The organism is Cryobacterium sp. AP27 (assembly GCF_056680495.1).
This window is the reverse complement of record NZ_CM155285.1, coordinates 1040948-1066486: the sequence shown is the minus strand read 5'-3', so window position 1 is coordinate 1066486 and position 25539 is coordinate 1040948. Positions and strand designations below refer to the sequence as shown.

At 67.2% G+C, this 25539-nt stretch carries 25 protein-coding genes; 20 read left to right on the top strand and 5 right to left on the bottom strand.

Annotation, left to right across the window (positions count from 1 at the left end):
• The first annotated feature begins 88 nt into the window (after positions 1 to 88).
• The 16 genes from AC1MB9_RS05020 to AC1MB9_RS04945 all read left to right on the top strand — a co-directional run bounded on the left by AC1MB9_RS05020 (position 89) and on the right by AC1MB9_RS04945 (position 16938).
• The gene (locus AC1MB9_RS05020) at positions 89 to 400 is read left to right on the top strand and encodes a LapA family protein (protein ID WP_479963940.1); all 312 of its coding nucleotides are present in this window, start codon (positions 89 to 91) and stop codon (positions 398 to 400) included.
• A gap of 236 nt (positions 401 to 636) precedes the next feature.
• Positions 637 to 1716 (top strand): extracellular solute-binding protein, encoded by a 1080-nt coding sequence (locus AC1MB9_RS05015; RefSeq protein WP_479963939.1) that lies wholly within the window; start codon positions 637 to 639, stop codon positions 1714 to 1716.
• Entirely contained in the window at positions 1713 to 2774 is a 1062-nt protein-coding gene (locus tag AC1MB9_RS05010; protein ID WP_479963938.1) for an ABC transporter ATP-binding protein, read from the top strand. Before AC1MB9_RS05015 ends, AC1MB9_RS05010 begins: the two co-directional genes overlap by 4 nt.
• The gene (locus AC1MB9_RS05005) at positions 2771 to 4540 is read left to right on the top strand and encodes an ABC transporter permease (RefSeq protein ID WP_479963937.1); all 1770 of its coding nucleotides are present in this window, start codon (positions 2771 to 2773) and stop codon (positions 4538 to 4540) included. Before AC1MB9_RS05010 ends, AC1MB9_RS05005 begins: the two co-directional genes overlap by 4 nt.
• Positions 4537 to 5442: a glycerophosphodiester phosphodiesterase family protein gene (locus AC1MB9_RS05000; protein ID WP_479963936.1), complete on the top strand. Its 906-nt coding sequence runs from the start codon at positions 4537 to 4539 to the stop codon at positions 5440 to 5442. Before AC1MB9_RS05005 ends, AC1MB9_RS05000 begins: the two co-directional genes overlap by 4 nt.
• Complete coding sequence (locus AC1MB9_RS04995) at positions 5433 to 6458, top strand: LacI family DNA-binding transcriptional regulator (RefSeq protein ID WP_479963935.1); 1026 nt, start codon at positions 5433 to 5435, stop codon at positions 6456 to 6458. The genes AC1MB9_RS05000 and AC1MB9_RS04995 overlap by 10 nt, the downstream gene beginning before the upstream one ends.
• A gap of 180 nt (positions 6459 to 6638) precedes the next feature.
• Positions 6639 to 7532, top strand: a complete 894-nt coding sequence (locus tag AC1MB9_RS04990) for an FAD binding domain-containing protein (protein ID WP_479963934.1) — start codon at positions 6639 to 6641, stop codon at positions 7530 to 7532.
• A 5-nt stretch (positions 7533 to 7537) separates the two neighbouring features.
• Positions 7538 to 8032 (top strand): (2Fe-2S)-binding protein, encoded by a 495-nt coding sequence (locus tag AC1MB9_RS04985; protein WP_479963933.1) that lies wholly within the window; start codon positions 7538 to 7540, stop codon positions 8030 to 8032.
• The gene (locus AC1MB9_RS04980) at positions 8029 to 10422 is read left to right on the top strand and encodes an aerobic carbon-monoxide dehydrogenase large subunit (protein WP_479963932.1); all 2394 of its coding nucleotides are present in this window, start codon (positions 8029 to 8031) and stop codon (positions 10420 to 10422) included. Before AC1MB9_RS04985 ends, AC1MB9_RS04980 begins: the two co-directional genes overlap by 4 nt.
• Before the next feature lies 1 nt (position 10423).
• Positions 10424 to 11326 carry an XdhC family protein gene (locus tag AC1MB9_RS04975; protein ID WP_479963931.1) on the top strand — a complete coding sequence of 301 codons (903 nt, stop codon included), beginning with the start codon at positions 10424 to 10426 and terminating at the stop codon, positions 11324 to 11326.
• Positions 11310 to 11915 carry a nucleotidyltransferase family protein gene (locus tag AC1MB9_RS04970; protein WP_479963930.1) on the top strand — a complete coding sequence of 202 codons (606 nt, stop codon included), beginning with the start codon at positions 11310 to 11312 and terminating at the stop codon, positions 11913 to 11915. Before AC1MB9_RS04975 ends, AC1MB9_RS04970 begins: the two co-directional genes overlap by 17 nt.
• The gene (locus AC1MB9_RS04965; RefSeq protein WP_479963929.1) at positions 11912 to 12835 is read left to right on the top strand and encodes an AAA family ATPase; all 924 of its coding nucleotides are present in this window, start codon (positions 11912 to 11914) and stop codon (positions 12833 to 12835) included. Before AC1MB9_RS04970 ends, AC1MB9_RS04965 begins: the two co-directional genes overlap by 4 nt.
• Positions 12828 to 14120, top strand: coding sequence for a vWA domain-containing protein (locus tag AC1MB9_RS04960; RefSeq protein ID WP_479963928.1), 1293 nt, complete (start codon positions 12828 to 12830; stop codon positions 14118 to 14120). The genes AC1MB9_RS04965 and AC1MB9_RS04960 overlap by 8 nt, the downstream gene beginning before the upstream one ends.
• Entirely contained in the window at positions 14110 to 14832 is a 723-nt protein-coding gene (locus AC1MB9_RS04955) for an SRPBCC family protein (protein WP_479963927.1), read from the top strand. Before AC1MB9_RS04960 ends, AC1MB9_RS04955 begins: the two co-directional genes overlap by 11 nt.
• A gap of 42 nt (positions 14833 to 14874) precedes the next feature.
• Positions 14875 to 16038 (top strand): XdhC family protein, encoded by a 1164-nt coding sequence (locus tag AC1MB9_RS04950; RefSeq protein WP_479963926.1) that lies wholly within the window; start codon positions 14875 to 14877, stop codon positions 16036 to 16038.
• Between the two features lie 63 nt (positions 16039 to 16101).
• Positions 16102 to 16938 (top strand): DUF4097 family beta strand repeat-containing protein, encoded by an 837-nt coding sequence (locus AC1MB9_RS04945; protein ID WP_479963925.1) that lies wholly within the window; start codon positions 16102 to 16104, stop codon positions 16936 to 16938.
• Positions 16939 to 17001: 63 nt separating this feature from the next.
• Here AC1MB9_RS04945 and AC1MB9_RS04940 read toward each other — a convergent pair whose 3' ends face one another.
• The 4 genes from AC1MB9_RS04940 to AC1MB9_RS04925 form a co-directional block, all read right to left on the bottom strand.
• Positions 17002 to 18660, bottom strand: coding sequence for an ABC transporter permease (locus AC1MB9_RS04940; protein WP_479963924.1), 1659 nt, complete (start codon positions 18658 to 18660; stop codon positions 17002 to 17004).
• Positions 18657 to 19625, bottom strand: coding sequence for an ABC transporter ATP-binding protein (locus AC1MB9_RS04935; RefSeq protein WP_479963923.1), 969 nt, complete (start codon positions 19623 to 19625; stop codon positions 18657 to 18659). The genes AC1MB9_RS04940 and AC1MB9_RS04935 overlap by 4 nt, the downstream gene beginning before the upstream one ends.
• Before the next feature lie 114 nt (positions 19626 to 19739).
• A complete protein-coding gene (locus AC1MB9_RS04930) occupies positions 19740 to 21449 on the bottom strand; it encodes an ABC1 kinase family protein (RefSeq protein ID WP_479963922.1) in 1710 nt (569 codons plus the stop codon).
• A 37-nt stretch (positions 21450 to 21486) separates the two neighbouring features.
• On the bottom strand, positions 21487 to 22059 hold the full coding sequence (locus AC1MB9_RS04925; RefSeq protein WP_479963921.1) for a PadR family transcriptional regulator: 573 nt from the start codon (positions 22057 to 22059) through the stop codon (positions 21487 to 21489).
• 179 nt (positions 22060 to 22238) lie between these two features.
• Between AC1MB9_RS04925 and AC1MB9_RS04920 the strand changes: the two genes are divergently transcribed.
• The 4 genes from AC1MB9_RS04920 (at position 22239) to AC1MB9_RS04905 (ending at position 24773) form a co-directional block, all read left to right on the top strand.
• The gene (locus tag AC1MB9_RS04920) at positions 22239 to 22616 is read left to right on the top strand and encodes a hypothetical protein (RefSeq protein WP_479963920.1); all 378 of its coding nucleotides are present in this window, start codon (positions 22239 to 22241) and stop codon (positions 22614 to 22616) included.
• A gap of 157 nt (positions 22617 to 22773) precedes the next feature.
• Positions 22774 to 23007, top strand: coding sequence for a YrhK family protein (locus AC1MB9_RS04915; RefSeq protein ID WP_479963919.1), 234 nt, complete (start codon positions 22774 to 22776; stop codon positions 23005 to 23007).
• An 81-nt stretch (positions 23008 to 23088) separates the two neighbouring features.
• Positions 23089 to 23571 carry a cation:proton antiporter regulatory subunit gene (locus tag AC1MB9_RS04910; RefSeq protein ID WP_479963918.1) on the top strand — a complete coding sequence of 161 codons (483 nt, stop codon included), beginning with the start codon at positions 23089 to 23091 and terminating at the stop codon, positions 23569 to 23571.
• An 8-nt stretch (positions 23572 to 23579) separates the two neighbouring features.
• Positions 23580 to 24773, top strand: a complete 1194-nt coding sequence (locus tag AC1MB9_RS04905; protein ID WP_479963917.1) for a cation:proton antiporter — start codon at positions 23580 to 23582, stop codon at positions 24771 to 24773.
• Positions 24774 to 24825: 52 nt separating this feature from the next.
• Here the strand turns inward: AC1MB9_RS04905 and AC1MB9_RS04900 are convergent, their stop codons facing one another.
• Positions 24826 to 25404, bottom strand: coding sequence for a beta-class carbonic anhydrase (locus tag AC1MB9_RS04900; protein ID WP_479963916.1), 579 nt, complete (start codon positions 25402 to 25404; stop codon positions 24826 to 24828).
• Between the last annotated feature and the right edge of the window lie 135 nt (positions 25405 to 25539).

Here is a 25539-nt window from a genome sequence, read left to right as displayed (position 1 = left end):
GCAGCCCTCCTCGCGCCGAGACGATAAACCGACGGCGCCGAGTCCCCAGCGCTCGCCCAAGAACCAGTCCCCGGATAAAATCTCGGACGTGACGCGGACCGGGATGATCTGGGTTGCCGTCAGCGCCGGGCTGGTGCTGCTGATTCTGCTCATCATCTTCATCCTGCAGAACGAGGATCGCGTCACCGTGCACTACTTCGGTTTCGCCGGAGAGCTTTCCCTGGGCATGGCGCTGTTCATCGCATCGGTGGCCGGCGGCGTGCTGGTCGCCATTGCCGGAGCAGCGCGCATCCTGCAGCTGCGCACCCAACGCCGCCGTACACCCGGCCGGTTATCGCCGGACACCGCGACACCCGGCCCCGCGACACCCGGCCGCACCGGACCCAAGCCCGGGCGCTGACGCGCCGCACACAACGGGGCGACGGCGCACGCCCGCGCACAGCGGGCGCGTCAGCGGATCGCCACCTACCGGCCCGGCTTCTGGGCGCGTGCGGCGCCGCGGTGAGGTCAGGCTTCGCACGGGGGCAAGGCAGGGTTTACCTCCGGTTTACGGTCCGGACACGTACGCGAGTCAACGTGTGAGCGCGCTCCCACAGCGCGGATGCAACTCCGCTCACACCCTCGTAAGGAAAAACTGTGCCTCCTTCCCGCACCGCCGCTACCGCGGCTGGTTTGCTCTGCCTGTCCCTTCTCGGCCTGACCGCATGCAGCAGTGCCGCATCCGGTGTCGCCTCCGAGGGCGGCGACACGCCGACGCTCGTCGTCTACACGAACTCCGGCTCGGATGGCCGAGACACCTGGTGGACCGAGAAGGCGGCCGAGGGCGGCTTCGACATTCAGATCGTCGCCGCAGGCGGTGGTGACGTCGTGAACCGTCTGGAGGCAGAGCAGAACGGACCGGTCGCGGACGTCGTGTTCGGCCTGAACAACATGTATTTCACCCAGCTCGACGCCGATGGACTCGTCACCCCGTACACGCCGGCCTGGTCCGGCGACGTGGACCCGTCTCTCGGCGACACGACCGGCGACGCGGCGTTCTGGCCGCTGGTGCAACAGGCGACTGTTCTCGTCTACAACCCGGCGGCGTACACGGCCGACGACGCGCCGACGAGCTGGACGGACCTCGCCACCACCCCACGCTTCGAGGGCACGTACGAGGTCGTCAACCAGTCGGGCCTGGGCGGCGCAACGACACAGCTCATCCTCGCGGGCATCGTCAGCGAGTATCGCGACGACAACGGTGACCTGGGCGTGTCCGACGACGGCTGGAACATCGTCAGAGCGCTCTTCGCGAACGGACTGCCCGCCGAACCCGACGTCCCGCTATTCCAACGCATCGCCGATGGCACGGTGAACGGCGGGCAGATCTGGACGTCGGGAATCCTCGGCTTTGAAGAGCAGTACGGCGTGCAAACGACCGTGGCGCAGCCGGCGGAAGGCGTCCCGTTCGCGATCGAGCAGGTTGCTCTCGTCGCCGGAAGCGGGCATGAGGAGCAGGCGCAACAGTTCATCGACTGGATGGGCAGCGGCGACGTTCAGGGCGCGTTCGCACAGAAGTTCAACGCCGCCCCCGTGAACGACCGTGCGGCCGAGCAGGCAAATCCCGAGGCCGTCGACCTTCTCGAAGGCGTCAAGCACCAGGACATCGACTACGCCTGGGCCAGCGAGCACATGGGCGACTGGGTCGAGAAGATCACCCTGCAGTACCTGCAGTGAGCGAGCCGACGGACTTCGCCGTCGAGTTCGACGGCGTGAAAGTAACCTACGGCGATTTCGTCGCCATCCCTGATCTGCACCTGGGAATCCGTGAAGGTGAGTTCTTCACCTTCCTCGGCCCCTCGGGCTGCGGGAAAACAACAGCGCTGCGCACGGTGGCCGGGTTCGTGAACCCGGCCCGCGGCGCGGTACGCATCAAAGGCACGGACGTCACTCGACTTCCCAGTGACGCTCGCGGCGTGGGGATGGTCTTTCAGAACTACGCGCTGTTCCCCAGCATGACCGTGCGCGACAACATCGGCTACGGTCTCCGGGTTCGGCGCGTTGACCGTGCCGGCCGCCAGCAACGTGTGGACGACGTCGCCCGACGGGTCGACCTCACGAGCGCGCAGCTCGATGCGCATGTCGCCGACCTGTCGGGCGGCCAGCAGCAGCGCGTCGCCATCGCCCGAACCATGGTGATGCAGCCGGACATCCTGCTCCTGGACGAACCCCTGTCCAACCTCGACGCGAAGCTGCGCGTGCAGATGCGCGCCGAGCTGAAAGCCTTGCAGTCCGATTTCGGCATCACCACGGTCTACGTCACTCACGATCAGGATGAGGCTCTCACGATGAGCGACCGCATCGCCGTGTTCAACCAGGGCAGCATCGAACAGGTCGGCACACCTGACGAGGTGTACGCCGACCCGCAAACGGAATTCGTGTGCAACTTCGTCGGGGAGAGCTCGAAGCTCTCGCCCCAGGTGGTGCGGAACATGGGGCTCGCCCCCACCGCGTCGTACGTGCGGGTGGAGCGAGCAGCGCTTGCGCCGCGCACACCGACGGCCATCCGGGTTCAGGGGCGGGTGGAGGACGTCGCGTATCACGGCATGCACATCCGGTATTCGGTCGGCGCCGTTGGTTGCACGGTGAAGGTGCTCGCGTCACCGACCGAACACCGGCTGCAGAAGGGCGACGACGCGTCGATCTACATCGACCCCTCCGATGTGTTGCAGTTTGACGACACCGGGCGCCGCATCCAGACCCGCGTGCTCTCGCACACGGCGGTTCCGGCGTGACGCGCCTTGGCCGGATCGCGCGTTCCCCCTTCTTCCTGGTGATCGGAACGATCACCATCTGGTTCACGGTGGCGTTCCTCGTGTGGCCGAACATCGCGGTGATCACGGCGGCGTTCGCCCCCGACGGTCACATTTCCTTCGACGCGTTCGACAAGATCGCCTCGTCCGAGCGCGTACAGCGATCCCTGTTCAACAGTGGGCTGCTCGCCGCAACGCTGGCCGTCTCAACCAATATTGTGGGCGTTTTCATCGTGCTCGTGACGAGCTATTTCCGCGTGCGCGGGGCACGGCTCCTCTGGTTCGGATACGCGACGACATTCATTTACGGTGGCGTGGTGCTCGCCAGCGGCTACCGTGCCATCTATGGCAGGGGCGGCATCGTGACCGGGTGGCTGCAAGGATTCCTGCCGGCACTGCCGGAAGACTGGTTCTCCGGCTTCCCGGCGGTGCTGATCACGATGACATTGGCGACGACCACGAACCACATGCTGTTCGTGTCCACCGCGATGTCGCGCATCGATCAGCAAAGTGTCGAGGCCGCAAAACTGATGGGGGCCGGCCCCTGGCGCATTCTTGGCACGATCGTGTTCCCGACCCTCCGTCCGGTACTGTTCGCGGTGACGATCCTCTCGTTCCTCACCGGACTCGGGGCGCTCAGCGCCCCCCAGGTGCTGGGCGGGACCGACTTTCAGACCGTCGCCCCGACGATCCTCACCCTCGCCAAGAGCGATTCCTCACGTGACGTCGCCATGCTTCTGGCTCTGATCCTCGGCGTCGCCACCATGCTGCTCCTGCTGGTGTTCGCTCGCATGGAGCGCGGCGGCACGTACTATTCTCTCGCCCGAGTGTCGTCCCGGCTGGAGAAGCAGCAGCTGCGCAGCACCGGAAACACCGTCCTGCATGTGGCGGCCTACGGCCTGTTCGTGCTCTACACCCTGCCTGTTGTGCTGATCGTGCTCTATTCCTTCCTGCCCACCACGGCGATCGTGAGCAATCAGGTGTCCCCGGCAGATCTCACCATGGCCAACTACCTGCGCGTGTTCAGCGGAAAGGCTGCCCTCTGGCCGCTGCTCGTGAGTATCGGCTACAGCTTTTTGGCGGCTTTCATCTGCGTGCTGGGGATGCTGTTCGTGGTCCGGATGCTCACCCAGCACCGCAACTGGGTCACGAAGGCACTCGAGGTGCTGCTGCATATCCCCTGGGTTCTTCCCGCGGCGTTGGCCGCGCTCGGCCTTGTCGTCGCGTACGACCACGCCACACCGATCCTCGGCGGGGTCGTGCTCACCGGCACGGCGGGCATCCTGCTCGTCGCGTACATCAGCGTGAAGATTCCGTTCACGCTGCGCCTGTTGCGGGCCGCGTTCGTCACGCTCGACTCGTCGCTGGAGGAGGCAGCACGCAACCTCGGCGCCTCGCCCTTGCATATTCTCCGCGACATCGTGCTGCCGCCGGTGTTTCCTGTCGCCATCGCGGTGTTCGCCCTGAACTTCAACTCTCTTCTGGACGACTACGACCTCGCCGCGTTTCTCGCACATCCGCTCTATCAGCCGCTCGGCGTCGTCATCCGCGCGAACACCTCCGGCGATCTCAACCCCGACGCGATCTCGAACAACTTCGTCTATACCGTGCTCCTGATGATCGTCACCGGCCTCGTGATGACGCTCGTGTACTGGCGACCGAAGCGTCGGACCCCCGCCGCACGCACCCCCCTCGCCACCCCCGACACCGTCCAGGCACCCAGCCCCACGCAGGAAGTCCACGCATGATGTCTCCCACCGCCACCGGCTCGGCCCTCCATTCCGCGCTCGCCATTCACCGACACCGGGGCCGAGCGTTGGTCATGGCGCACCGCGGCACCGCCGGTGCTACCGTTCCCGAGAACACGGCGCGAGCGTGCCAGGCGGCCGTTTTGTCCGGGGCGGACATCGTTGAAATCGACGTCATCGAGTCGACGGACGGCGTGTTCTTCGCCTTCCACGACGGCGAAGAGCCCAGCCGTCTCGGCCGTGACATCGACCTGAGGGAACTGCACTCGACCGAGATCGCGACGCTCCCTTTTGCCGGAATTGTCACGTCCGGCATGCCGGCGGTCGTGGAGACCCTGCACACCGTTCTGACGGGACTCTGGGGCCGGTTCCCCGACGCGTTCGTCAACCTCGACAGGTCCTGGCCGTACTGGCCGGGGCTGCTACCGTTCCTCGACGGCTACGACAACCCGCAACGACTCATCCTGAAATCCCATGTCGCGGACCGGGACTGGCGGATTCTCCAACGACACGCGGTCAAATACCCGTACATCGGCATCTGCCGCACCGTCACCGACGTCGACGAGGTAGTCGCCGCGCGCGATCTCAACCTCGTCGGCCTCGAACTCATCGCCAGTGACCAACACAGCCCCTTCTACGATCCCGACTACCTCCGCGGGCTTCGGGACCGCGGGGTACTCCTCCTCGCGAACGCGGAAATCGTCGGCAGCGAAAACCTGTTCGCCGGACACGACGATGATGAGTCCCTGTTCGGCTCCGCGACGGGCGGCTGGAACCGGCTTCTCGCTCTCGGGTTCGACATCATCCAGACGGACTGGCCCTGGCTGCTTCGACGCGCGATCACCGCGCAGCGTCGCGGCGAGCGCGACGCCTGTGACGCTCCCCCGTGCGCATGTCGGTGAGTCCCGTCGCACCGAACCGGCCCACGATGCTTGACGTCGCCGTCGCCGCCGGCGTCTCCAAGGCAACCGTCTCGCGCGTTCTCCAGCAACGAGGCCGGTTCTCGCCCGAGAGCCGGCTGAAGGTTCTTGTCGCCGTTCGAGAACTCGGCTTCGTTCCGAACGTGATGGCGTCCGAGCTTGCCTCCAAGCAGTCGACGGCCGTGGGACTGCTCCTGCGTGACGCGTCCAACCCCGCGTATGCGGCGCTGTTCGTCGAACTCGCACGTGCAGCGCGCGACGTGGATGTGCCACTCATCTCGATGACGGTGCATCACGACCGACGCGGCGGATTCCAGGTGCAAGCGCTTCAACGTCTGATCGGCATGCGCGTCGCCGGTCTCATCGTTGCCACGGGCGATGTCACCTCTGATCAGCTGAGCCCGTTCCGTGACAGCGTTCCCATCCTTCGCGCCGGTCGGCCCGAAGCAGCCAGCTACATCAACGCCGTCTCGTACGACGAGATCGACAACTCCCGTCTCATCACCGAGCATGTCCTGCGCTCGGGGCACGAGCGTATCGCCGTCATCCAGCCGAGCGAGCGCGGATCCCTTCCCGAGCACGTGCGCGCGCAGACCATGATCGAACTCATCCGAGCAGGCGGACGCACCGTGCACGTCGTCCGCGCCGACGAGGCCGACGACGGCGTTCAGGCCGCCCTTGCACTCGTCGTCGACGCGGGCGTGACGGCAATCATGACACCAACAGACAAACGACAAATGACCGTGATGAGAGGCGCCCTCCGCCTCGGATTGACAGTCCCCGGCCACGTCTCCGTGACAGGCATGGACGGCCTCACCCCCGGCAGCGACCTTCTCGGTCTCACGACCGTCCGCCTGCCCGTGGAAGAACTCGCCACGCGAACCATGGCCCGGATGACGCAGCTCATTCGAGGCGAACAACCCGCACTCCTCAACGAAACGCTGCGAGGCGTCCTCATCCCTGGCACCACACTGGCGAGTCCGCGCACGCGCACATGAACTGACGTACCGCCTCGGCACGAGCCACGACGAGAACGCGCCTGTACTCAGCCCCGATGCTGCTCCCACCGGATCCTACCGGGCCCGCCCCATTGACACCCCGGCGGGGCGAGAGCAGACTGTCGCCCATATCGGTGCCCTCTTCTGCTTGTGCGGGGCACATCCGAGGAGGAGTGCCCTATGCAAATACCGGCCCCATTCGATTACGCTCGCGCCGCCACCGTCGACGACGCCCTTGTTCTTCTCGATCGCCACGGTCCCGAGTCACGGGTCGTAGCCGGAGGGCACAGCCTGCTGCCGATGATGAAGCTGCGGCTGGCTCGGCCCGAGTGGCTGATCGACATCAACGACCTGTACGAACTCGACTTCATCCTTCGCGACGGTAACTACCTGCGCGTGGGCGCGATGACCCGCCACACGACGCTCTTGGAATCCGCCGAGATCGCCAGCCTGTTCCCGATCATCACCGACGCCGAGCGGGTCATTGCGGATCCCATTGTGCGCAACCGTGGAACCATCGGGGGCTCACTGTGCCAGGCCGATCCGGCCGAAGACCTGTCCACCTGCTGCGTTGTCCTGCGCGCCGAAGCGGTCATCCGCGGGCCTGGCGGCGAGCGCACCATTTCGATGAGCGAGTTCCACAAGGGCCCATACGAAACCGCGGTCGCCCAGAACGAGCTCCTCTGCGAGGTGCGTTTCCCGATCCTTCCGCGCTCGGGCAGCGCCTACGAAAAGGTCGAGCGTCGAGTCGGCGACTGGGCCGTCGTGGCGGCCGGTGCGCAGGTTTCACTCGCCGAGGACGGCACGGTCACCGACGTGGCCATCGGGCTCACCGCGGCCGGCGTCGACCACACCATCGAAGAGGCCGGAGCCGTGCTGAAGGGGAAGAAGCCGACGGAAGACCTGTTCATCAAGGCCGGTCGCCTCGCGGCCGCGGCCTCCGATCCTATCGCCGACCAGCGCGGCCCGATCGACTACAAGAGGCACCTCGCCGACGAACTCACCCGTCGGGTCCTGCGACGCGCCTGCGAGCGTGCCGGCGACACCCCGCACACGACAAAACAGGAAGGCTGAAGCGGATGCAGATCAGCATGACCGTCAACGGTGCCGATGTGACCCGGGAGGTCGAGCCGCGCGTGCTCCTTGTGCATTTCATCCGCGACGTCCTGAGGCTGACCGGGACACACTGGGGCTGCGACACGACCAACTGCGGCACCTGCGTTGTGCTGATGGACGGCCAGCCCGTGAAGTCCTGCACGGTCCTCGCGGCGATGGCCGACGGGCACGCCATCACCACAGTGGAGGGTTTGGCTGCCGGCGGCAAACTCGATCCCATCCAGCAGGGATTCATGGAGGAACACGGCCTACAGTGCGGCTTCTGCACGCCCGGCATGATGCTCACCGCCCGCGCCCTGCTCGACCACAATCCGCATCCCGACGACACGGAGATCCGCGAAGCCATCTCCGGCCAGATGTGCCGCTGTACCGGCTACGCCACCATCGTGCGCTCGGTGAAGTGGGCCGCCGAACATCCCACGGCCCAGGAGACCACCGAAGAAGAGGTGACCGCATGACCATCATCGACGAGCACCCGGCCAACCCGGCGGCCGGCGACGCAGAACGCCCGATCGGCTACGGTCGACTGCAGCGCAAGGAAGACCCGCGGTTCGTGCGCGGCAAGGGCAACTACGTCGATGACATCGTGCTGCCCGGCATGCTGCACGGCGCCATCCTGCGCGCCCCCGTTGCTCACGCCCGGCTGGTTTCGATCGACACCAGCAGGGCACTGGCCCACCCCGGGGTCAAGGCCGTCATCACCGGCCAGGACCTGCTCGGGCTGAAGCTCGCCTGGGCGCCCACCCTGTCCGCCGACGTGCAGGCAGTGCTCGTCACCGACAAGGTTCGCTTCCATGGCCAGGAAGTCGCTTTTGTCGTCGCCGACGACCGCTATTCGGCCCGCGACGCGCTCGAACTCATCGACGTCGAATACGACGTGCTGACGCCGGTCGTGGATGTCCGCAAGGCGCTCGACCCGGGCGCCCCCGTCATCCGTGATGACATCGAGGGCAAGACCGACAACCACATCTTCGACTGGGAGGCCGGCGACAAGGCCGGAACCGACGCGGTGTTCGCGTCCGCCGACGTCGTCGTCTCGCAGGAGATGGTCTACCCGCGAGTGCACCCGGCGCCGATGGAAACCTGCGGCGCGGTCGCAGACTACGAACCGATCGACGGCACGCTGACCCTGTACGAGACGTCGCAGGCTCCGCACGCCCACCGCACGCTCTTCGCGATCGTGTCCGGAATCCCCGAGCACAAGATCCGCATTGTCTCTCCCGACATCGGCGGAGGCTTCGGCAACAAGGTCGGCATCTACCCGGGCTACATCCTCGCCGTCGTCGGCTCGATCGTCACCGGCAAACCGGTGAAGTGGGTCGAGGACCGCGCAGAGAACCTCATGTCGACCTCCTTCGCCCGCGACTACATCATGCAAGGCGAGATCGCGGCAACGAAGGACGGCCAGATCCTGGCGGTCCGCACCAGCGTTCTCGCCGACCATGGCGCGTTCAACGCCACGGCGCAGCCGACGAAGTACCCGGCCGGTTTCTTCCACATCTTCACCGGCAGCTACGACCTCAAGGCCGCCTACTGCACGGTGACCGGCGCCTACACGAACAAGGCACCGGGCGGCGTCGCCTACGCCTGCTCGTTCCGCGTCACGGAGGCCGTGTACCTGGTCGAACGCATGGTGGACATCCTCGCCCGAAAACTGGAAATGGACCCTGCGGAGCTGCGGCTCAAGAATCTGATCAAGCCGGATCAGTTCCCCTACAAGAACAAGACCGGGTGGGAGTACGACTCGGGCGACTACGAGGTGACACTGCGCAAGTCGATGGCGATGGCCGGCTACGACGAGCTGCGGCGCGAGCAGAAGGACAAGCGCGAACGCGGAGAGCTGATGGGCATCGGCATCTCCTTCTTCACCGAAACCGTCGGAGCGGGTCCACGCAAACACATGGACATCGTCGGGCTCGGCATGAATGACGGAGCCGAATTACGCATACATCCAACGGGGAAGGCCGTCGTGCGCATCTCCGTGCAAAGCCAGGGCCAAGGCCATGAGACCACCTTCGCCCAGATCGTGGCGGAGGAGATCGGCATCCCACCGGAGGACATCGACGTCGTGCACGGTGACACCGACCAGACGCCATTCGGCCTCGGCACGTACGGCAGCCGGTCGACGCCGGTCAGCGGCGCCGCCGTCGCCCTCGTCGCCCGCAAGGTCAGAGAGAAGGCGAAATTCATCGCCGCCGCGATGCTCGAAACGCGGCCGGAGGACCTGGAGTGGGAAAAGGGCCGGTGGTTCGTCAAGGGCGATCCGACCGTCGGGAAGACCATGGCAGAGATCGCCATGGGCGCCCACGGCACCGTCGCCCTACCGGAGGGCGTCGATGGGAACCTGGATGCCGAGGTGACCTACGACCCACCCAACCTGACCTTTCCTTTCGGCGCCTACATCTGCGTGGTCGACGTCGACCCGGGCACCGGGCATGTCAAGGTTCGGCGGTTCATCGCCGTTGACGACTGCGGCACCCGGATCAACCCGATGATCATCGAGGGCCAGGTGCATGGCGGGCTGACCGACGGTGTCGGCATGGCGCTGATGCAGATCATCGAATTCGACGCGGAGGGCAACAACCTCGGCGGCTCCTTCATGGACTATCTCATCCCCACGGCGCTGGAGGTTCCCAACTGGGAGACGGGCTTCACCGTGACGCCCTCACCGCACCACCCGATCGGTGCGAAGGGAATCGGAGAGTCCGCCACTGTCGGCTCCCCACCGGCCATCGTGAATGCGGTCGTGGATGCCTTGGCGCCCTTCGGCGTCGTGCACATGGACATGCCGTGCACGCCGGCCCGGGTCTGGGCTGCCATGCAGGGCCGGCCCCGGCCGCCGATTTAACATGTTTGCCCTGGGGGCAGCCCTCACTGAACGGGCGCAGGAACTCACCGAACACCGCGCGCCATTCGTGCGCGCCACGGTCGTGCGCGCCGAACATCCGACCAGCGCACACGCCGGGGACACCGCCCTCATCGACGCGAACGGGGTGATCGACGGGTTCGTCGGCGGCAACTGCGTCGAGGCCAGCGTGCGCGACTACAGCCTCCGCGCGATCTCGACCGGGGAGCCGCTGCTGCTCAGGGTCGTGCCCGGCGAACCGTCACACCGTCACCAGGCGGGTGCGGTCGAGGTGTCAAACCCGTGCCTCAGCGGCGGCGCCGTCGAGATTTTTCTTGAACCGTGGGTACCGGCGCCTCGGGTCGTCATCGTCGGTTCGACTCCCATTGCGCAGGCGATCCAGACGCTGGGGACGGGCCTGGGTTTCGATCTGGAACTCACCGATGGCGCCTCGGCGACACCGCGCCCGGATGACGCGGCCCTCATCGTCGCGTCGCACGGCCGGGACGAGGAACCCGCGCTCGAGGCGGCCCTCCGCGCGGGAATCCCCTATGTCGCTCTCATCGCCAGCGAGAAACGTGGCGCCGCAGTGCTCGCCTCGCTCGACGTGGACGAGGAGCAACGATCGCGCGTCTTCAGTCCTGCCGGGCTCCGGCTGGGAGCGCGCACCCCCGCAGAAATCGCTCTGTCCGTTCTGGCGCAGCTCGTCTCCGAGCGAAACGTGCACCGGCCTGTCGAACCCGTCCCTGTTTTGGTGACGGCCACCGACCCGGTGTGTGGCATGTCCGTCGCGGCCGTGGAGGCCACCCTGCACATCGAGCACGCAGACGAGACAGTGTACTTCTGCTCGGCCGGCTGCCGAGCGGCGTTCGTGGCGAATCCGGATCGCTATGCCGTCGCGTCCTGACCCCCGGATCGCCGGACTCATCCTGGCCGCGGGGGCATCCGTGCGGCTCGGCCGACCGAAGCAGCTGCTCCCCTACGGCGACGGAGTCATCCTTGACGCTGTGCTCGCCACCGCACGGCAGTGCGGGTTCGACCAGATAGTGCTCGCTCTCGGCGGGTCGGCGGACGCCGTACGTGGCATCGTCGACACCACCGGCTGCGACGTGGCCGTCAACCCCGACTACGACACCGGATGCTCCTCCTCCATCGCAACCGCCCTCCCGGCCCTGCACCCCCGGACCGACGTTCTGGTTCTCCTGCTCGGGGACCAGCCGGGCATGCGCGCCGACAACGTTGGCCGGCTGATCGACGGCCGCGGGGAATCCCCCATCGCCGTCTGCCGCTACGACGACGGCGTCGGACACCCGTTCGCCTTCGACCGTTCCGTTCTGCCGGACCTCGCGGCGTTGCACGGTGACAAGGGCGTGTGGCGGCTGCTCGAGAAGCGAGCTACCGACGTCGCGGAGGTGCGGGTGCCAGGGGCGGTACCCCTCGACGTCGACACCGAGGCCGACTATTCGCGGGCGCTCGCCGAGTTGGACGGCCGATGAGCGGCGCGGCACGCGCGGGAGCCGAAGCGGAGATGCAACGGTTGGTGCCCGATGTCGCCACCCTGCTGGAATCCCTGAATACCGAGGACTATTTGGCCGACGAAGGGCTCGCAACCGCGCTGTTCCTGGCCGTGCGCCTGCCTCAGCCGATCCTGCTGGAGGGCGAACCTGGCGTCGGAAAAACCGAGGCGGCGAAGGCACTCGCCCGAGTGCTCGGCACACCGCTCTTCCGGCTGCAGTGTTACGAGGGCATCGACGCGGGGGAAGCGCTCTACGAATGGAACTACCCGCGTCAGCTGCTCGGCATCCGTCTGAGCGAGGCCCGGAACGTGGACCTCGACGAGACCGACCTCTTCGGGCCCCAATACCTGTTGCGCCGACCGCTGCTTCAAGCGATCGAGCACCCCGGACCTCGCCCCGCCGTGCTCTTGCTCGACGAGATCGACCGCGCCGACGCCGAGTTCGAGGCGTTCACCTTCGAGCTGTTGGCCGAGGCATCCGTGAGCATCCCCGAGCTGGGCACGGTGAAGGCGACGCATCCGCCGATCGTCATCCTCACCTCCAATCGCACGAGAGACCTGCATGACGCGCTGACCCGTCGGTGCCTGTACCACTGGATCGACTACCCGGGGCCCGAGCGCATCGTGGAGATCGTGCGCCGCAGAGTACCGCGGAGCGCCGAACGCATCGCCATCGACGCCGCCTCGGCGATCACGAAACTGCGCACGCTGGACATGGTGAAGCCCCCGGGCATCTCCGAAGCCATCGACTGGGTGTCGGCGCTGACCGTGCTTGGGGTTGACCGGCTCGACGCGAGAACGGTCGACCAGACGTGGGGGGCCATCCTGAAGAACCGGGACGACCTCGACCTCGCAGGAGCTCGTGGCGCAGACTGGTTGGTGGGAGGCGACAATGGCTGAGCCGCGGCCCACCATCACCCGGACCAGCGTCGAACCCGCCTCACTGGCAGTGGGCTTCGTGACGGCGCTGCGCCGGGCGGGCATGCCGAGTTCCCCCGACCGCGCGGCACGGCTCGCCGAGGCGCTGACGCTTCTTCCCCCAGACGCCAGGTCCCAGCTGTACTGGACGAGCAGGGTCGTGCTCGTCTCCTCGATGGAACAGCTGCCCGTGTTCGACGCTGTTTTTGCCGCCGTCTTCGGTGGCTCCGTGGACCTCGCCGAGAATCGGGGTGACCCCAACGCTCCCCCGGCTATCGACTCCGAGCCGCGCACCCGGCCGACGGCCGCCGATCGGCGGCCCGCCGGCGCCGCCCAGGAGGAAGGCAGCCGGCCGGCCGCCGCGCTACCCGGCGAGGCCGGCGATGCCGACCAAACCGAACCGGAAAGGGAAGCTCTCCTCCTGATGGCCTCTGCCGAGGAGCGCCTGCACGAGATGGCGTTCGCGGAGCTCGCCCCCGACGAAGTCGCCCGGATGCGACAGCTCGTGCAGCGAATTGTGCTGTCCACTCCCGAACGCCGCAGCCGACGGACCCGGAAAGCCCCGCACGCCAGTGCGCGGCTGGACCTGCGCCGTACCATCCGGTCCGCCGAGCGCTCGGGCGGCGACTCGATCCGGCTGGTCTACGCGAGGCGCCGTCCACGTCCGCGGCAATTGGTGATGCTGGCTGACGTCTCCGGGTCGATGGAGCCGTACACGAGGGTGTTCTTGGCCCTGTTACAGGGGGCGGTCGCCGGCGCCCGGGCCGAGGCCTTTGTCTTCGCCACCCGGCTGACCAGGCTCACGCGCCAATTGGCGACCCGAGACCCGGACCGCGCGCTCGCCGCAGCCGCCGCCGCCGCCCCGGACTGGACGGGCGGCACGCGGCTCGCGGAGAGCCTGCGCAGCTTCATCGACGAACACGGTCGCAGCGGCCTCGCGCGAGGCGCCGTCGTCGTGATCATCTCCGACGGCTGGGCGCACGATGCCCCTGAACTGGTCGGCGCACAAATGGCGCGCCTGCGCCGGCTGGCACACCGAATCGTTTGGGTCAACCCGCGCAAGGCGGCCGTTGGCTACCAGCCGCTGGTGGGCGGCATGGCAGCAGCCATGCCCTATGTCGACTACTTCGTCAGCGGGCACAGCTATGCGGCCTTGACGGAGGTGGCGGCAGCGATCCAGGAAAACCGCCGAGCACCGCCGGAGCGCCGTGCAGCGCAAGAGAACCAACACAACCCGACGAACAGAGGACAAGACAATGCAACTTGACAGCATTTTTTCCGTCGTCGCACCGATCGACGAGGTGTGGGCAACAATCATGGACTTCGAACGGGTCGCCGGCTGTGTGCCAGGGGCGCAGATCCTGAACAAGCTTTCGGAGGATGCCTACCAGGTCGGAATCAAGGTGAAGCTCGGCCCGGTGACTATGCAGTACAAGGGCATGCTGACCGTGCTGGAACGCGACGCCGACGCCCACAAGGCGGTGTTCGAAGGGAAGGCGCAGGAGACCCGTGGCCAGGGCACGGCGCAGGGCACAGGCAGCCTCGTCCTCGTGCAGGACGGCGACACCACGCGGGGCACGGTCAGCGCGGAAATCGCCCTGTCCGGCAAGGTCGCCGCTATGGGGAAGGGCGTCATCGGCAGTGTCACCGATCAGATGATTGCCCTCTTCGCCGAGAATCTGCAGGCAATGATCGCGGCGGCGGCAGCAGGCCAGCCGGCCGCGGGCGCGGCGGCGCAGACGGCGCCGTCGGGACAGCCTGAACCGTCGTCAGCGGCCGGCGGTGCGCCATCCGGCGCGTCCCGGCCCGCGCCCGCGGCGGCGCCGACGGCGGAGACCAGCCTCAACGCGATCTCGCTTGCCCAAGGTCTCATCGCGGAGAAGCTCAGCGAGCCGAAGATATACCTCGCCGTGCTCGGTGCGGTTGCGTTCGTGGCCTACCGCGTCGGAAAGATGGCCGGCCGAAGGTCGTCACGATGACGATGACGCCCACCGCGACGACCAGGAGGAGGACGGCTTCGGATGCGTGAGGTTCTGGGGCCCCTCTTGACTGGGTGGCACAACGGCGGAACCGCCGGCCTGGCCACCGTCGTGCGCACGTTCGACTCCGCGCCGAGGCCGGCCGGTGCATCGATGCTGGTCACACCCGGCGGCGAGGTAGTCGGCTCGGTGTCCGGCGGCTGCGTTGAAGGCGCCGTCTACGAGCTCGCCACCCAAGTCGTCTCGGACGGCCGGCCGGTCCTGGTGCGATACGGGATCAGCGACGACGATGCCTTCTCGATTGGGCTGACCTGCGGCGGCATCCTGGACGTGTTTGTCGAGCCTGTCTCCCGGGAGACCTTCGAGCAGCTCGACGCGGTGCGGCAGGACATCGTCGATTCCACGCCGGTGGGCGTTGCCACGGTGATAGAGCACCCGGAGGAGGGCTGGGCAGGCCGTCACCTCGTGGTCCGTCCGCATGGCTGCGAGGGCAGTGTGGGATCGGAGCGCGCCGATCGTGCCATCAGCGAGGATGGCCAGGGGCTGCTCGCCGCCGGACGGAACAGCATCCTGACCTACGGCCCTGATGGGGAGCGACGGGGCGAGGGGATGCGGGTGTTCTTCAACAGCTTTGCGCCGCGGCCGCGGATGTTCGTGTTCGGCGCCATCGACTTCGCCGCCGCGCTGACCCGTCTGGCGGCCTTCCTCGGTTACCGGGTCACGGTCTGCGATGCGCGCCCGGTGTTCGCCACCCCGGCCAGGTTCCCGGACGCCGACGAGGTCATCGTCGCGTGGCCGCACCGGTACCTCTCGGAGCAGATCGCCTCCGGCCTGGTGGACGAACGGGCGGTCATCTGCGTGCTCACGCACGATCCGAAATTCGACGTTCCTCTTCTCGACGTGGCTCTGCATGCCCCGCAGGTTGCCTACATCGGGGCGATGGGGTCGAGGCGAACCCACGATGACCGGCTTCGGCGGCTCCGCGAGGCGGGGGTTGGCGAGGCGCAATTGGCTCGCCTGCATAGCCCGATCGGCCTCGATCTGGGCTCGCGAACGCCTGAGGAAACGGCCGTGTCCATCGCCGCAGAGATCATCGCCCTTCAGTGGGGCGGCAGCGGAGAACCGCTCGGCCGCCTGGGCGAACGAATCCACCATGACGACCTATCCGAGCCTCTGCCGCAGGCCGAGCCGGCACAGACCGACTAGAGGACGTCGGCGAGGAGGGGTGCCTCTATATCCACCTGGCGGCGCTGAGAGAAGAGAGTCGACATGAGCGAGACAAATCCAGACCAGCCCACATCGAGTCAGCCGGCACCGCGCCAGGGCCCGGGCAGGAACGACCGAGGGGCGTCCGCCAACAGGATCATCCTCATCGTCGGACTGTCCCTCGTGGTGATCGTCACCGTGGTCGGCCTGATCTTCGCCCTGAACTTCCGGGGTGGCCCTGTAGACCAGAACGCGGATCTCGCCGCGGGCAGCAGAGTCGCCGTCGACATCCCCAATGCTGCGCTCTCCTTCCGCGCCAGCAACGATGACCAGGTCCACGTCACTATGCGCGGCACGTACTTCGGCTCCACGCCGACGCTGAAGACCCGGACAACCGGCGGAATCACGACCGTCAGCGGCGGATGCTCGCCGCGTTGGTTCAGTTTCTGTTCGCTCGATGTGACGATCGCGCTCCCGGCGCAGCTGCCGCTGATCGCCACGGGAACCAACGGGGCGATGATGACCTCCGGGCTGACCGGAGAGCTCCGCCTGGCGACGACGAACGGCCGGATCGAAACCGACGGCACGAAGGGCACCATCGAGCTGCGCACCACCAATGGTGCGATTCGAGTGCGCGGCGCCGCGTCGGCCGATGTGACGGCGACGACCACCAACGGCAGTATCGAACTGACTTTCCTCGAGCCGCCCGACGACGTGGTGGCGCGGAGCACGAACGGTTCGGTGACGGTGCGGGTGCCGGTGGACGGCGTGGGCTACTTCGTCAGGGCACAGACGACCAACGGCACGACCAACACGGGCTCGGTGCCCGGCGACGGGGGGTTCGACCGTACGATCGACGTGGAGACCACCAACGGTAGCGTCTCCGTGTTGCCGAACTGACCGCTGCCAAACTGTTTCCCACAGAAGTGGCCGGGCGTGCAGCACGGGCGTGCAGAATCGGCCTCAGCCCCGACGCGGCTCCCACCGGAAGAAGCGCACGGCCAGCGCGGCGGTGCCGGCGGCCCAGCCCAGGAGCACCGCGTAGTGCACCCAGTTCAGCACCGGTCCGTTCGGATCCCACGCGTCGACGAGGGCGTTCTGGAGGTGCTTGAGCGGGAACAGCGAGCCGAAGGTACTGAGCCAGTCAACTCCCTCAACCACGATGAACACATCGGACACGAACGCGAGCACGAACAGAAACATCAATCCGACCGCACCAACAGCGCGAGCGTTCGGCACCAGGGCCGCCAGCAGAAATCCGCAGGCGGCCAGGGTCAGGGTCCCGATCAGGATGACCAGCACCCCCACGGCCAGGCCCGCCGCCGGGATCCGCAGGTCGAAGAAGACGTAGCCGGTGGCCGAGACAAGCACGGCGACCAGGAACGTCAGGGCCAGCCCAGCAGCTGTGACTCCGATCAGGTAATGGCTCGCCGACAGTGGAGTGCCGCGCAGGCGCTTGAGCAGGCCCCGGTCTCGCGCGCGCGCGACCGCCTCGGGCAGGTTCATGAAGACCGCCGTGCCGGCGCCCCAGGTGATCATGCTGGCGGCGAAGAACGTGGCGAACGGGAGCCCGCCCGGCAGCGGCACGTTGCCCTGAATCGTCAGGAGCAGGGCGTAGAGCCCGACCGGGATGACCACGAAGAGCAGGGATCCCGGATCACGCCAGGTTGCCCGGTTCGCGGAGCGCGCCTGATCGAATACCAGCCGTGCCCCGGAGGGTCGCCGCACCCGCAGCGCCGCGGACAGGACAGCTACGTTCCCGCCCCCGGTCGGCGCGGCTTGGACGGCGACCGGTTCGCGCGTGCGCCTGGCGCCCGGCTGTCGGCGGAACGCCCAGGCGGCTATCAGGGCGCCGGCCACCCCCCACGCCGCGATGAACGCCAACGCACGCAGGTCCCAGCCGGAGCCTTCCAGGAACGGATCAAACTGCGTCTTCAAGGCATCCGTGTAGGGCTTGAGCGGGAACGCGGCGGCGACGCGGGACAGCCAGCCGGGAATGTCACCGCCGACGACGAACATGCCGGAGATGAAGGCCAGCATGATGGACACGCCGATGGCGAGCGCCTGGGCCATGGCGGCCGTGGCGGATACCGTGGCGACGGCCAGGCCGAGCGCGGAGAAGGATGCGATTCCCACCAGGAGGGTGAGAGTCAGGGCCAGGGCAGTCTCCGCCCGCACCTCCACGCCGTAGGCGACGACGGCGACAGCGAGGGTAAGGGAGAGGGAGACCATCGCGAAGATGACAGCGGCGCCGATCTGCCCGACCAGGTAGGCCCACGCGGGCAGCGGAGTGCCGCGCAGTCGCTTGAACACACCGCTCTCCCTGGCCTCGGACAGCGAGGTCGCCAGGGTGGGGAAGGTGGCGAAGAAGGTGCCCATCGCCACCGCGACCGGCGTGACGAACTGCATCACGCGAACCCCGGATACCGGGTCTACGGTCTCGTTCCCGGCCACGATTCCGATGACGACGAGCCAGACGACGGGCATGGCGAACGTGAAGATGAGAACCATCCTGGTGCGCCACAAGGCCTTCACGGCATAGCCCACCTGGGCCAGAGCCAGTCTGGCCGCCGCCCGGCGCCCGGTCTCGATCGCCCGAACCGTCACGGCGGGCGCACTCATGGCAGCCGCCGCGAAGCCGGCGATGTTACGGACTCCCCGTTGGCCTCCGTGGTGCCCTCGGCACCGCGTTCTCCACCGATCAGGGCCAGGTAGGCGTCCTCCAGGGAAGGGCGGCGCATGCCCAGCGCCGGCAACTCGCCTCCGCGCTCCAGCGCCCACCCGGTCAGCGTGTGGAGCACAGCGGCCGGGTGGTCCGTTTCCACAACCCATCCCGCCCCCTCCGCGACCGGGGCAGACGCCCCCAGCGGCGGGAGTTCCCCGATGCCCACGCCGTCCGGCAGCCGGAAGGAAACCACCGCGTCATGCTGTTTCGCCGCGAGCTCGTCCGGCGTCCCCAGCGCCACCAGCCGCCCGTGGACGATCACGGCAACCCGATCGGCCAGATGTTCGGCCTCGTCCAGATAGTGCGTGGTCAGAAGCACCGTCTTGCCCAGCTCCCGAAGCCCCTCCACGAGCTCCCATGCGCGGCGGCGTGCGGCGGGGTCGAAGCCGGTCGTCGGCTCGTCCAGAAACAAAAGCTCCGGGTCACCCACGAGCCCGAGGGCCAGATCCAGTCGCCGGCGCTGGCCACCGGACAGCGTCTTGACTCTGGCATCCCCTTTGTCGGTCAAGCCGACCTGCCCGATCACCGCATCGACGCCCAGGCGCCGGGGATACATTCCCCGATACAGGCGCACGAGCTCCCGCACGGTGAAGTCCTCGTCGAACCCCGCCTCCTGCAGCACGATCCCGATGCGTTCCCGGAAGTCGCGCCCGCCGGTCTGGGGGTCGAATCCCAGCACCTCCACGCTGCCACCGTCCGGGCGCCGGTGCCCTTCCAGGATTTCCACGGCCGTCGTCTTTCCGGCGCCGTTGGGACCGAGCAGCGCGAAAATCTCACCCTGCTCGATCGTGAACGACAGGTCATCGAGCACCGTGACCCCACCATATTGCTTACGAAGTCCATCGACCTTGACCGCGATCACGGCACCACTCCTCTGCGCTGACCCCCGTGTGCCGCGATACTAGTCCCGGGGAGGCGCTGCAGATAGGAGCACTGGTCAGGCCCCGCGCCGTGCGCGGTCGGATTAGGCGGGGCTCTACGGCCGAGGACCGCGCCGCGCCAGAATCCGGGCGAACAGGGCATGCAGCAGCGGGAACACCGACAGGGTCATAAGCACCGTCCCGAACACGACGTCGTCGGCACGGAGCAGGATTCCGCCGATCAGCAGGGCGGCGAAGAGAACGGCGGAGAGAATCTGCCGTGCGGTGCGCTCAAGCCGGGCCAGACGACGCTCCAGCCGCGGGCTCTGCACCGCGACCGTACCCTCGTCGATTCGCGTCACGAGGTTGTCGAGCCGCTGCGGCAGCCGAACGATGACACCCGCCACCGACATCGCCTGCCTGGCGGCTTCCTGCACGACGTTGCCGCCCTCGGCTCGGATCAGCTGCGCGGAGTACGGCTCGACGGCATTCCAGATGTTGAATGCCGGATCGAGCGAGCTGCACATCCCCGAGGTCAGAGACATCGCGCGGATGATGAGAAGGAAGTTCTCGGGAAGCTGGAACGGCAGCGAGCGCACCACGTCACCGAATTCGAGGGCGAAGGCGCGGAACTCGCGCGGGTCGACATCCTGCAGCTCGGCGAATCCCATCCCGCCGAAACGGGCGAACAGCTTCGTCATGGCCCGCTCGAGTTCGGCGGTGTCCGCGGACGGCAGCAGCACACCCACCTCCTGAATGCCGGCCACCATGCCCTTGCCGTCGCGTGAGGCCGCAGCGACCAGGAGCTTCCGAAGTCCCTGCCGCAGTGTGTCGGGCACGTCGCCCATCATTCCGAAGTCGATGAACGTGAACGTCCAGGCCCGACCGCCGGTCGATTCGGCCGCGGCGTCATCGCCGAGCGGCGTCACGAAGATGTTGCCGGGGTGCGGGTCGGCGTGGAAGTAACCGTAGAGGAAGAGCTGGTCGAACATCACGGCCGCGAATTCGGTGGCGACTTCGGACGGGTCGATGCCGGCCGCCCGGAGCCCGTCAACATCGTTGATCTTGATCGCGGTCACGTCTTGCAGGGTCAGCACCCGCCGGGTGGTGCGCTCCCACACCAGTTCCGGAACGCTTACCCGGGCGTCGTCGGCGAACTGCTCTGCAAACCGTTCGGCGTTCGCCGCCTCGTGCAGGTAGTCGATCTCCTCCAGGCTCGTAAACGCGAATTCCTCGACGAGGGCGGGCATGTCGACCCGGTCCGAGACCACGTGCACGTGGCTGAGCCAGCGGGCGACGCGACGCAGGGCGCTGAGGTCGACATCGACGATCGTACTGATGCCCGGCCGCTGAATCTTTACAACGACGTCGAGCAGGCCGGTTTCGGCCGCATCCGTCGGCGAGAGCCGGGCGCGGTGCACCTGGCCGAGGGATGCCGCGGCCAGCGGTGTGGGATCGACGAACGAAAACGCACGATCGAGGGACACACCCAATTCGGCTTCGGCGAGGGCGCTGATCGCCGGGAACGGCACCGGCGGTACCTCGTCCTGCAGTCCCTCCAGCTCCTTCGTGATCTCCGGCGGCAACACGTCGAGGCGTGACGACATGAACTGCCCGACCTTGATCATGAGGCCGCCCAGGTCGACGGCGAGCACATGGAAGCGCTGCGCGATGCGCTGCAGGCGCGCCGATCTGCTTCTCGCCGCGAGCCGGGCGAGCCCGATCCGCGGGAGAAACAGCTCGAACCACCACGTCTGCGCCAGATACCGAGCGGCAAACCACAGGATCCTGCGGGAGCGGGCGCGCATGTTCCCGACGTCGGTCATTGAATCTCCTTCATGCCGACGTACTGTGGGCACTCGGTCAGTCCTGGGCGAGGATGGAATAGAGCTTACGACGCGCCTCATCCAGCACGGCGACAGCCTGTTTCACCTGCTCCGGGTTGCCGGAGCGCCCGACCTGTGCGGCGGCCTGGGCCAAGTCGATGCCGGCCTTGGGAAGCGCGGTCGCCCGCCCGCTGTCCCGAGTGCTCGGTGCCTCCCACGGAGCCGGCTGGTCGGCCGCGGCATCCACGATTCGTAGCCCTTCGTCGGTCAGCGAGAAGGTTTTACGCCCGTTGGATTCCTCCGCGGCGATGACGCCCTCGTCGGCCAGCAACTGCAGCGTGGGATACACCGAGCCGGGGCTCGGCTTCCATGCGCCGCCGCTGCGTTCCTCAATCTCCTGAATGATCTGGTAGCCGTGCATCGGCTTCTCGGCGAGCAGCGCCAGCACCGCCGCACGCACGTCGCCGCGGCCGGCCCTCGGTCCTCCGGCCTTGCGGTCGAACTGTCCGCGCAGTTGTTCCATGGCGTCCCACACGACGGAACCCGGCCAGCCCTCACCGCCACCGCCCCGGTGTCCCCCGAAGCCATCGCCCATAAATGAACCAGTCATGTGTCCTCCTCAGCGCCCGAGCCACCGCGGCTCGGCGATACTTAACGATATATCGCCCACCGGCGCGTGGCGAGACCTCCGGGCATCTTCTCAGCACCACGTCGGCCACAGACGCTTGCGCACCCGGCGGTTTGCGCACTAGCGTTCGGCACATCAAGTGCACAACGGAAGTGAAGCTGATGACAACGCTCGTGTACGCCTTCTGCGCACTGCTCACGGGACTGGCTGTCTTCCAGGGGCTGCTGATCGCAGGCCTGCCCCTCGGCCACTTCGCATTCGGCGGCCAGCACCGCGTGCTTCCTCCGCGACTGCGGTTGGGCAGTGCCGTGTCCATCGCGATTTATGCCGTCTTCGCGACCGCGGCCCTCGTGCGCGGCGGCGTGATTGATCTCATTCCGAACGAGGGTTTCGCGTTCGTGCTCATGTGGGTGATTGCCGGTTACCTTCTGCTTGGGGTGGTGATGAATCTTCTCTCCCGCAGCCGACCGGAGCGGTTCACAATGGCCCCGCTGAGCCTGGTGCTGGCACTGATCGCGGTGGTCATCGCGGCCGGCTAGAGGTTCGTCCCCCGCAGCGTGTTTCGCGGCACCGATCACGACCAGTCATCGGAGGATGCGCCGCTGAGCCACGGGGAAGGTAGGCTCGGCTTTCGGATGCCGACCGAGCGCGCGCCGGGCACCGTGAATGCCGACCGTACCCCGGAGGAACCTCATCATGATCCGCACCCTCGTCCGCGACTACGAACACATCCATACGACCATCGGCATCAGCGGCAACCTGTTGTTCGTTGCGGGTTCGGTGCTGTTCTACACCGCTTTCGAGTCGTACTACACGATTGCGGTGTCGCTGTTCGTGGTCGGCTCTGTCTGCATGTTGATCGGCGCGATCGGGAACGGGCTTCGCCGCATGGAGCAGCGCCGCGAGGACAAGGCCCGCTCCCGCACCTGACACCGCGCGGCTCCAACACGCCACGACATGCTCGCACTCCGGGCCAGCGTGGCGGTGGCGCTCCGGGTCTAGGCTGGCGCCATGAATTTCGACGAGATGCCACTGCCAGGAATTGGGATTCGCCGGGAAATCACGGTCGCGGCCGGTCGGAGGGTGGGCGTGATCATCCACCGAGACGGCCGATCGGAGCTGATGATCTCCCGGTTGGATGACCCCGATGCGACACTCGCTTCGGTGCCGCTCACCGTCGAGGAAGCGGCGGCCCTGGGAGGCCTGCTCGGCGGTGCGCAACTCGTCGCCCAGTTGACGGCGGAACACCGCGACATGCCGGGCGTGAGCACCCAGCAGATCCAGATCGGCGGGGCGTCACCGTTCAGCGGCCGGACACTCGGTGAAACGCGTCTGCGCACGCGCACGGGCAGTTCCATCGTCGCCGTACTCCGCGACGGGAACGTTCTGCCGTCGCCGCGGCCGGATTTCGCGCTGCTACCGAACGACGTGTTGATCGTTGTCGGCACGACGACCGGGTTGGCCGCCGCGGTCGAAATCCTCCACCCGAGCTGAGCTGCCCGGTGAACACCACGACGTTGTCGTTGATCGAGCTCGGGGTTGTCTTTCTCGGGCTGGGGGTTCTGGGGCACCTGGCGAGCCGTATCGGGCTCCCGTCCGTGCCGCTCTATCTTCTCGGCGGACTGGCGCTGGGACGCAGCGGAATACTGGAGTTCTCCGGGGACGCGGACGTCGGTGGGATCGCCAGTGAAATCGGCGTCGTGCTACTGCTGCTCATGCTGGGTTTGGAATATACGGCGACCGAGCTCGTCACCGGGCTGCGTCAGTCCTGGTTGGCGGGCGTGACGGATCTCGTTCTGAACGCCGTCCCCGGCGCGGCGGTCGCGCTGATGTTGGGATGGGGGCCCGTCGGCGCACTGGTCATGGGCGGTGTCACCTACATCTCCTCGTCGGGGATCATCGCCAAGGCGCTCGGCGATCTCGGCCGCCTCGGCAACCGCGAAACACCCGTCATTCTCTCGATCCTGGTGATCGAAGATCTCACCATGGCCCTGTATCTGCCCATTCTGGTGGCCGTTCTGGCCGGTGCGACCATTCTGGCCGGGCTACAAGCGGTGGCCATCTCGATACTGGTCCTCGCGGTCATCATGGTGGCCGCGCTTCGCTACGGACATGTGGTCTCCAACGTCATCGCCAGCCCCGACCGGGAGTCGTTCCTGCTCAAACTCATCGGTGCGGCCCTGCTGGTGGCCGGTGTCGCCTCGGCAATGCACGTTTCCGCCGCCGTCGGCGCGTTCCTGTTGGGGATCGCGATTTCGGGCGGCACGGCCCGCGACGCAGCCCGCGTGCTGGAACCCTTGCGCGACGTCTTCGCCGCCATCTTCTTCTTCCTCTTTGGGCTGAACACCGACCCGAGCGGGATTCTCCCCGTGCTCGGCATCGCCCTGGTGCTGGCGGTCGTCACCGCCATGACCAAGGTGGCCACGGGGTGGTGGGCCGCGCGACGGCAAGGAATCGGCACCCTGGGCCGGGCGCGGGCCGGAGCAGCGTTGATCGCCCGCGGGGAGTTTTCGATCGTCATCGCCGGGCTGGCCGTCGCATCCGGATCGGTCGACGACGGCCTGGCAGCGCTCGCGACGACGTACGTGCTCCTGCTCGCCGTGACGGGACCGGTCGCAGCGCGATTCATCGAACCGATGGTCCGGGTAGTCAGCCGTAGACCGCGGGGCACTCTCGGGCTTCCTGAAGCGGAGTGAATCTGAACGCTCGTTCCGCTGCCGTCCCGCCGGGGCGTGCCCCGGGTGAGCGTTAGTGCGCGGAACCCGCAGCAGTCGCCGCGGCTACCTCGATGAGGCGCCCCGAGGCCACATCATAGATGAAGCCGTAGACCGGGATTTCGCCGGGAACAAGGGGATGCGCCTTGATGCGCACGACGTCCTCGAGCACGCTCTCAGCCTGGTCGGCGATGGTCAGCCAGTCGATGTACTTCGCCTCGGCGGACCCCGGGCCGACACCCACATCGGTGAACCCGGCATCGCCCAGAGCGGCCGTCTCCAGGCTGTTGGCCAACAAATCGCGCATGACGCCGTCAGTGAAAAACTCCATCCCGCAGTTGGAGTGGTGGATGACGAACCATTCCTTGGTGCCCAGGAGTTTGTACGAGATGACGAGCGACCGGATGGCATCGTCGGATGCGCGTCCGCCCGCGTTGCGGATGACGTGCGCGTCACCTTCGCTCAGGCCGGCGTACTTCGCCGGATCCAGACGCGCATCCATGCAGGTGAGGATCGCGAAGCCGCGCGCCGGCGGCAGACCGAGGTGGGACTTGTCCCCGAAACTCTCGGCATATGCGACGTTCGCGGACAGGACTTCTTCGAGCACCGACATGGCGGTTCCTTTACGGGTGGGGTTAGTGGTGTGCCGTCTGACACATCGACAGCGTAGCCATCGACCCGGCGGGAGACCCGATTGTTTCGTAAGATTCCGACAGCGCGACGGCGGGCCGCCTGCGCCGTCCCAACC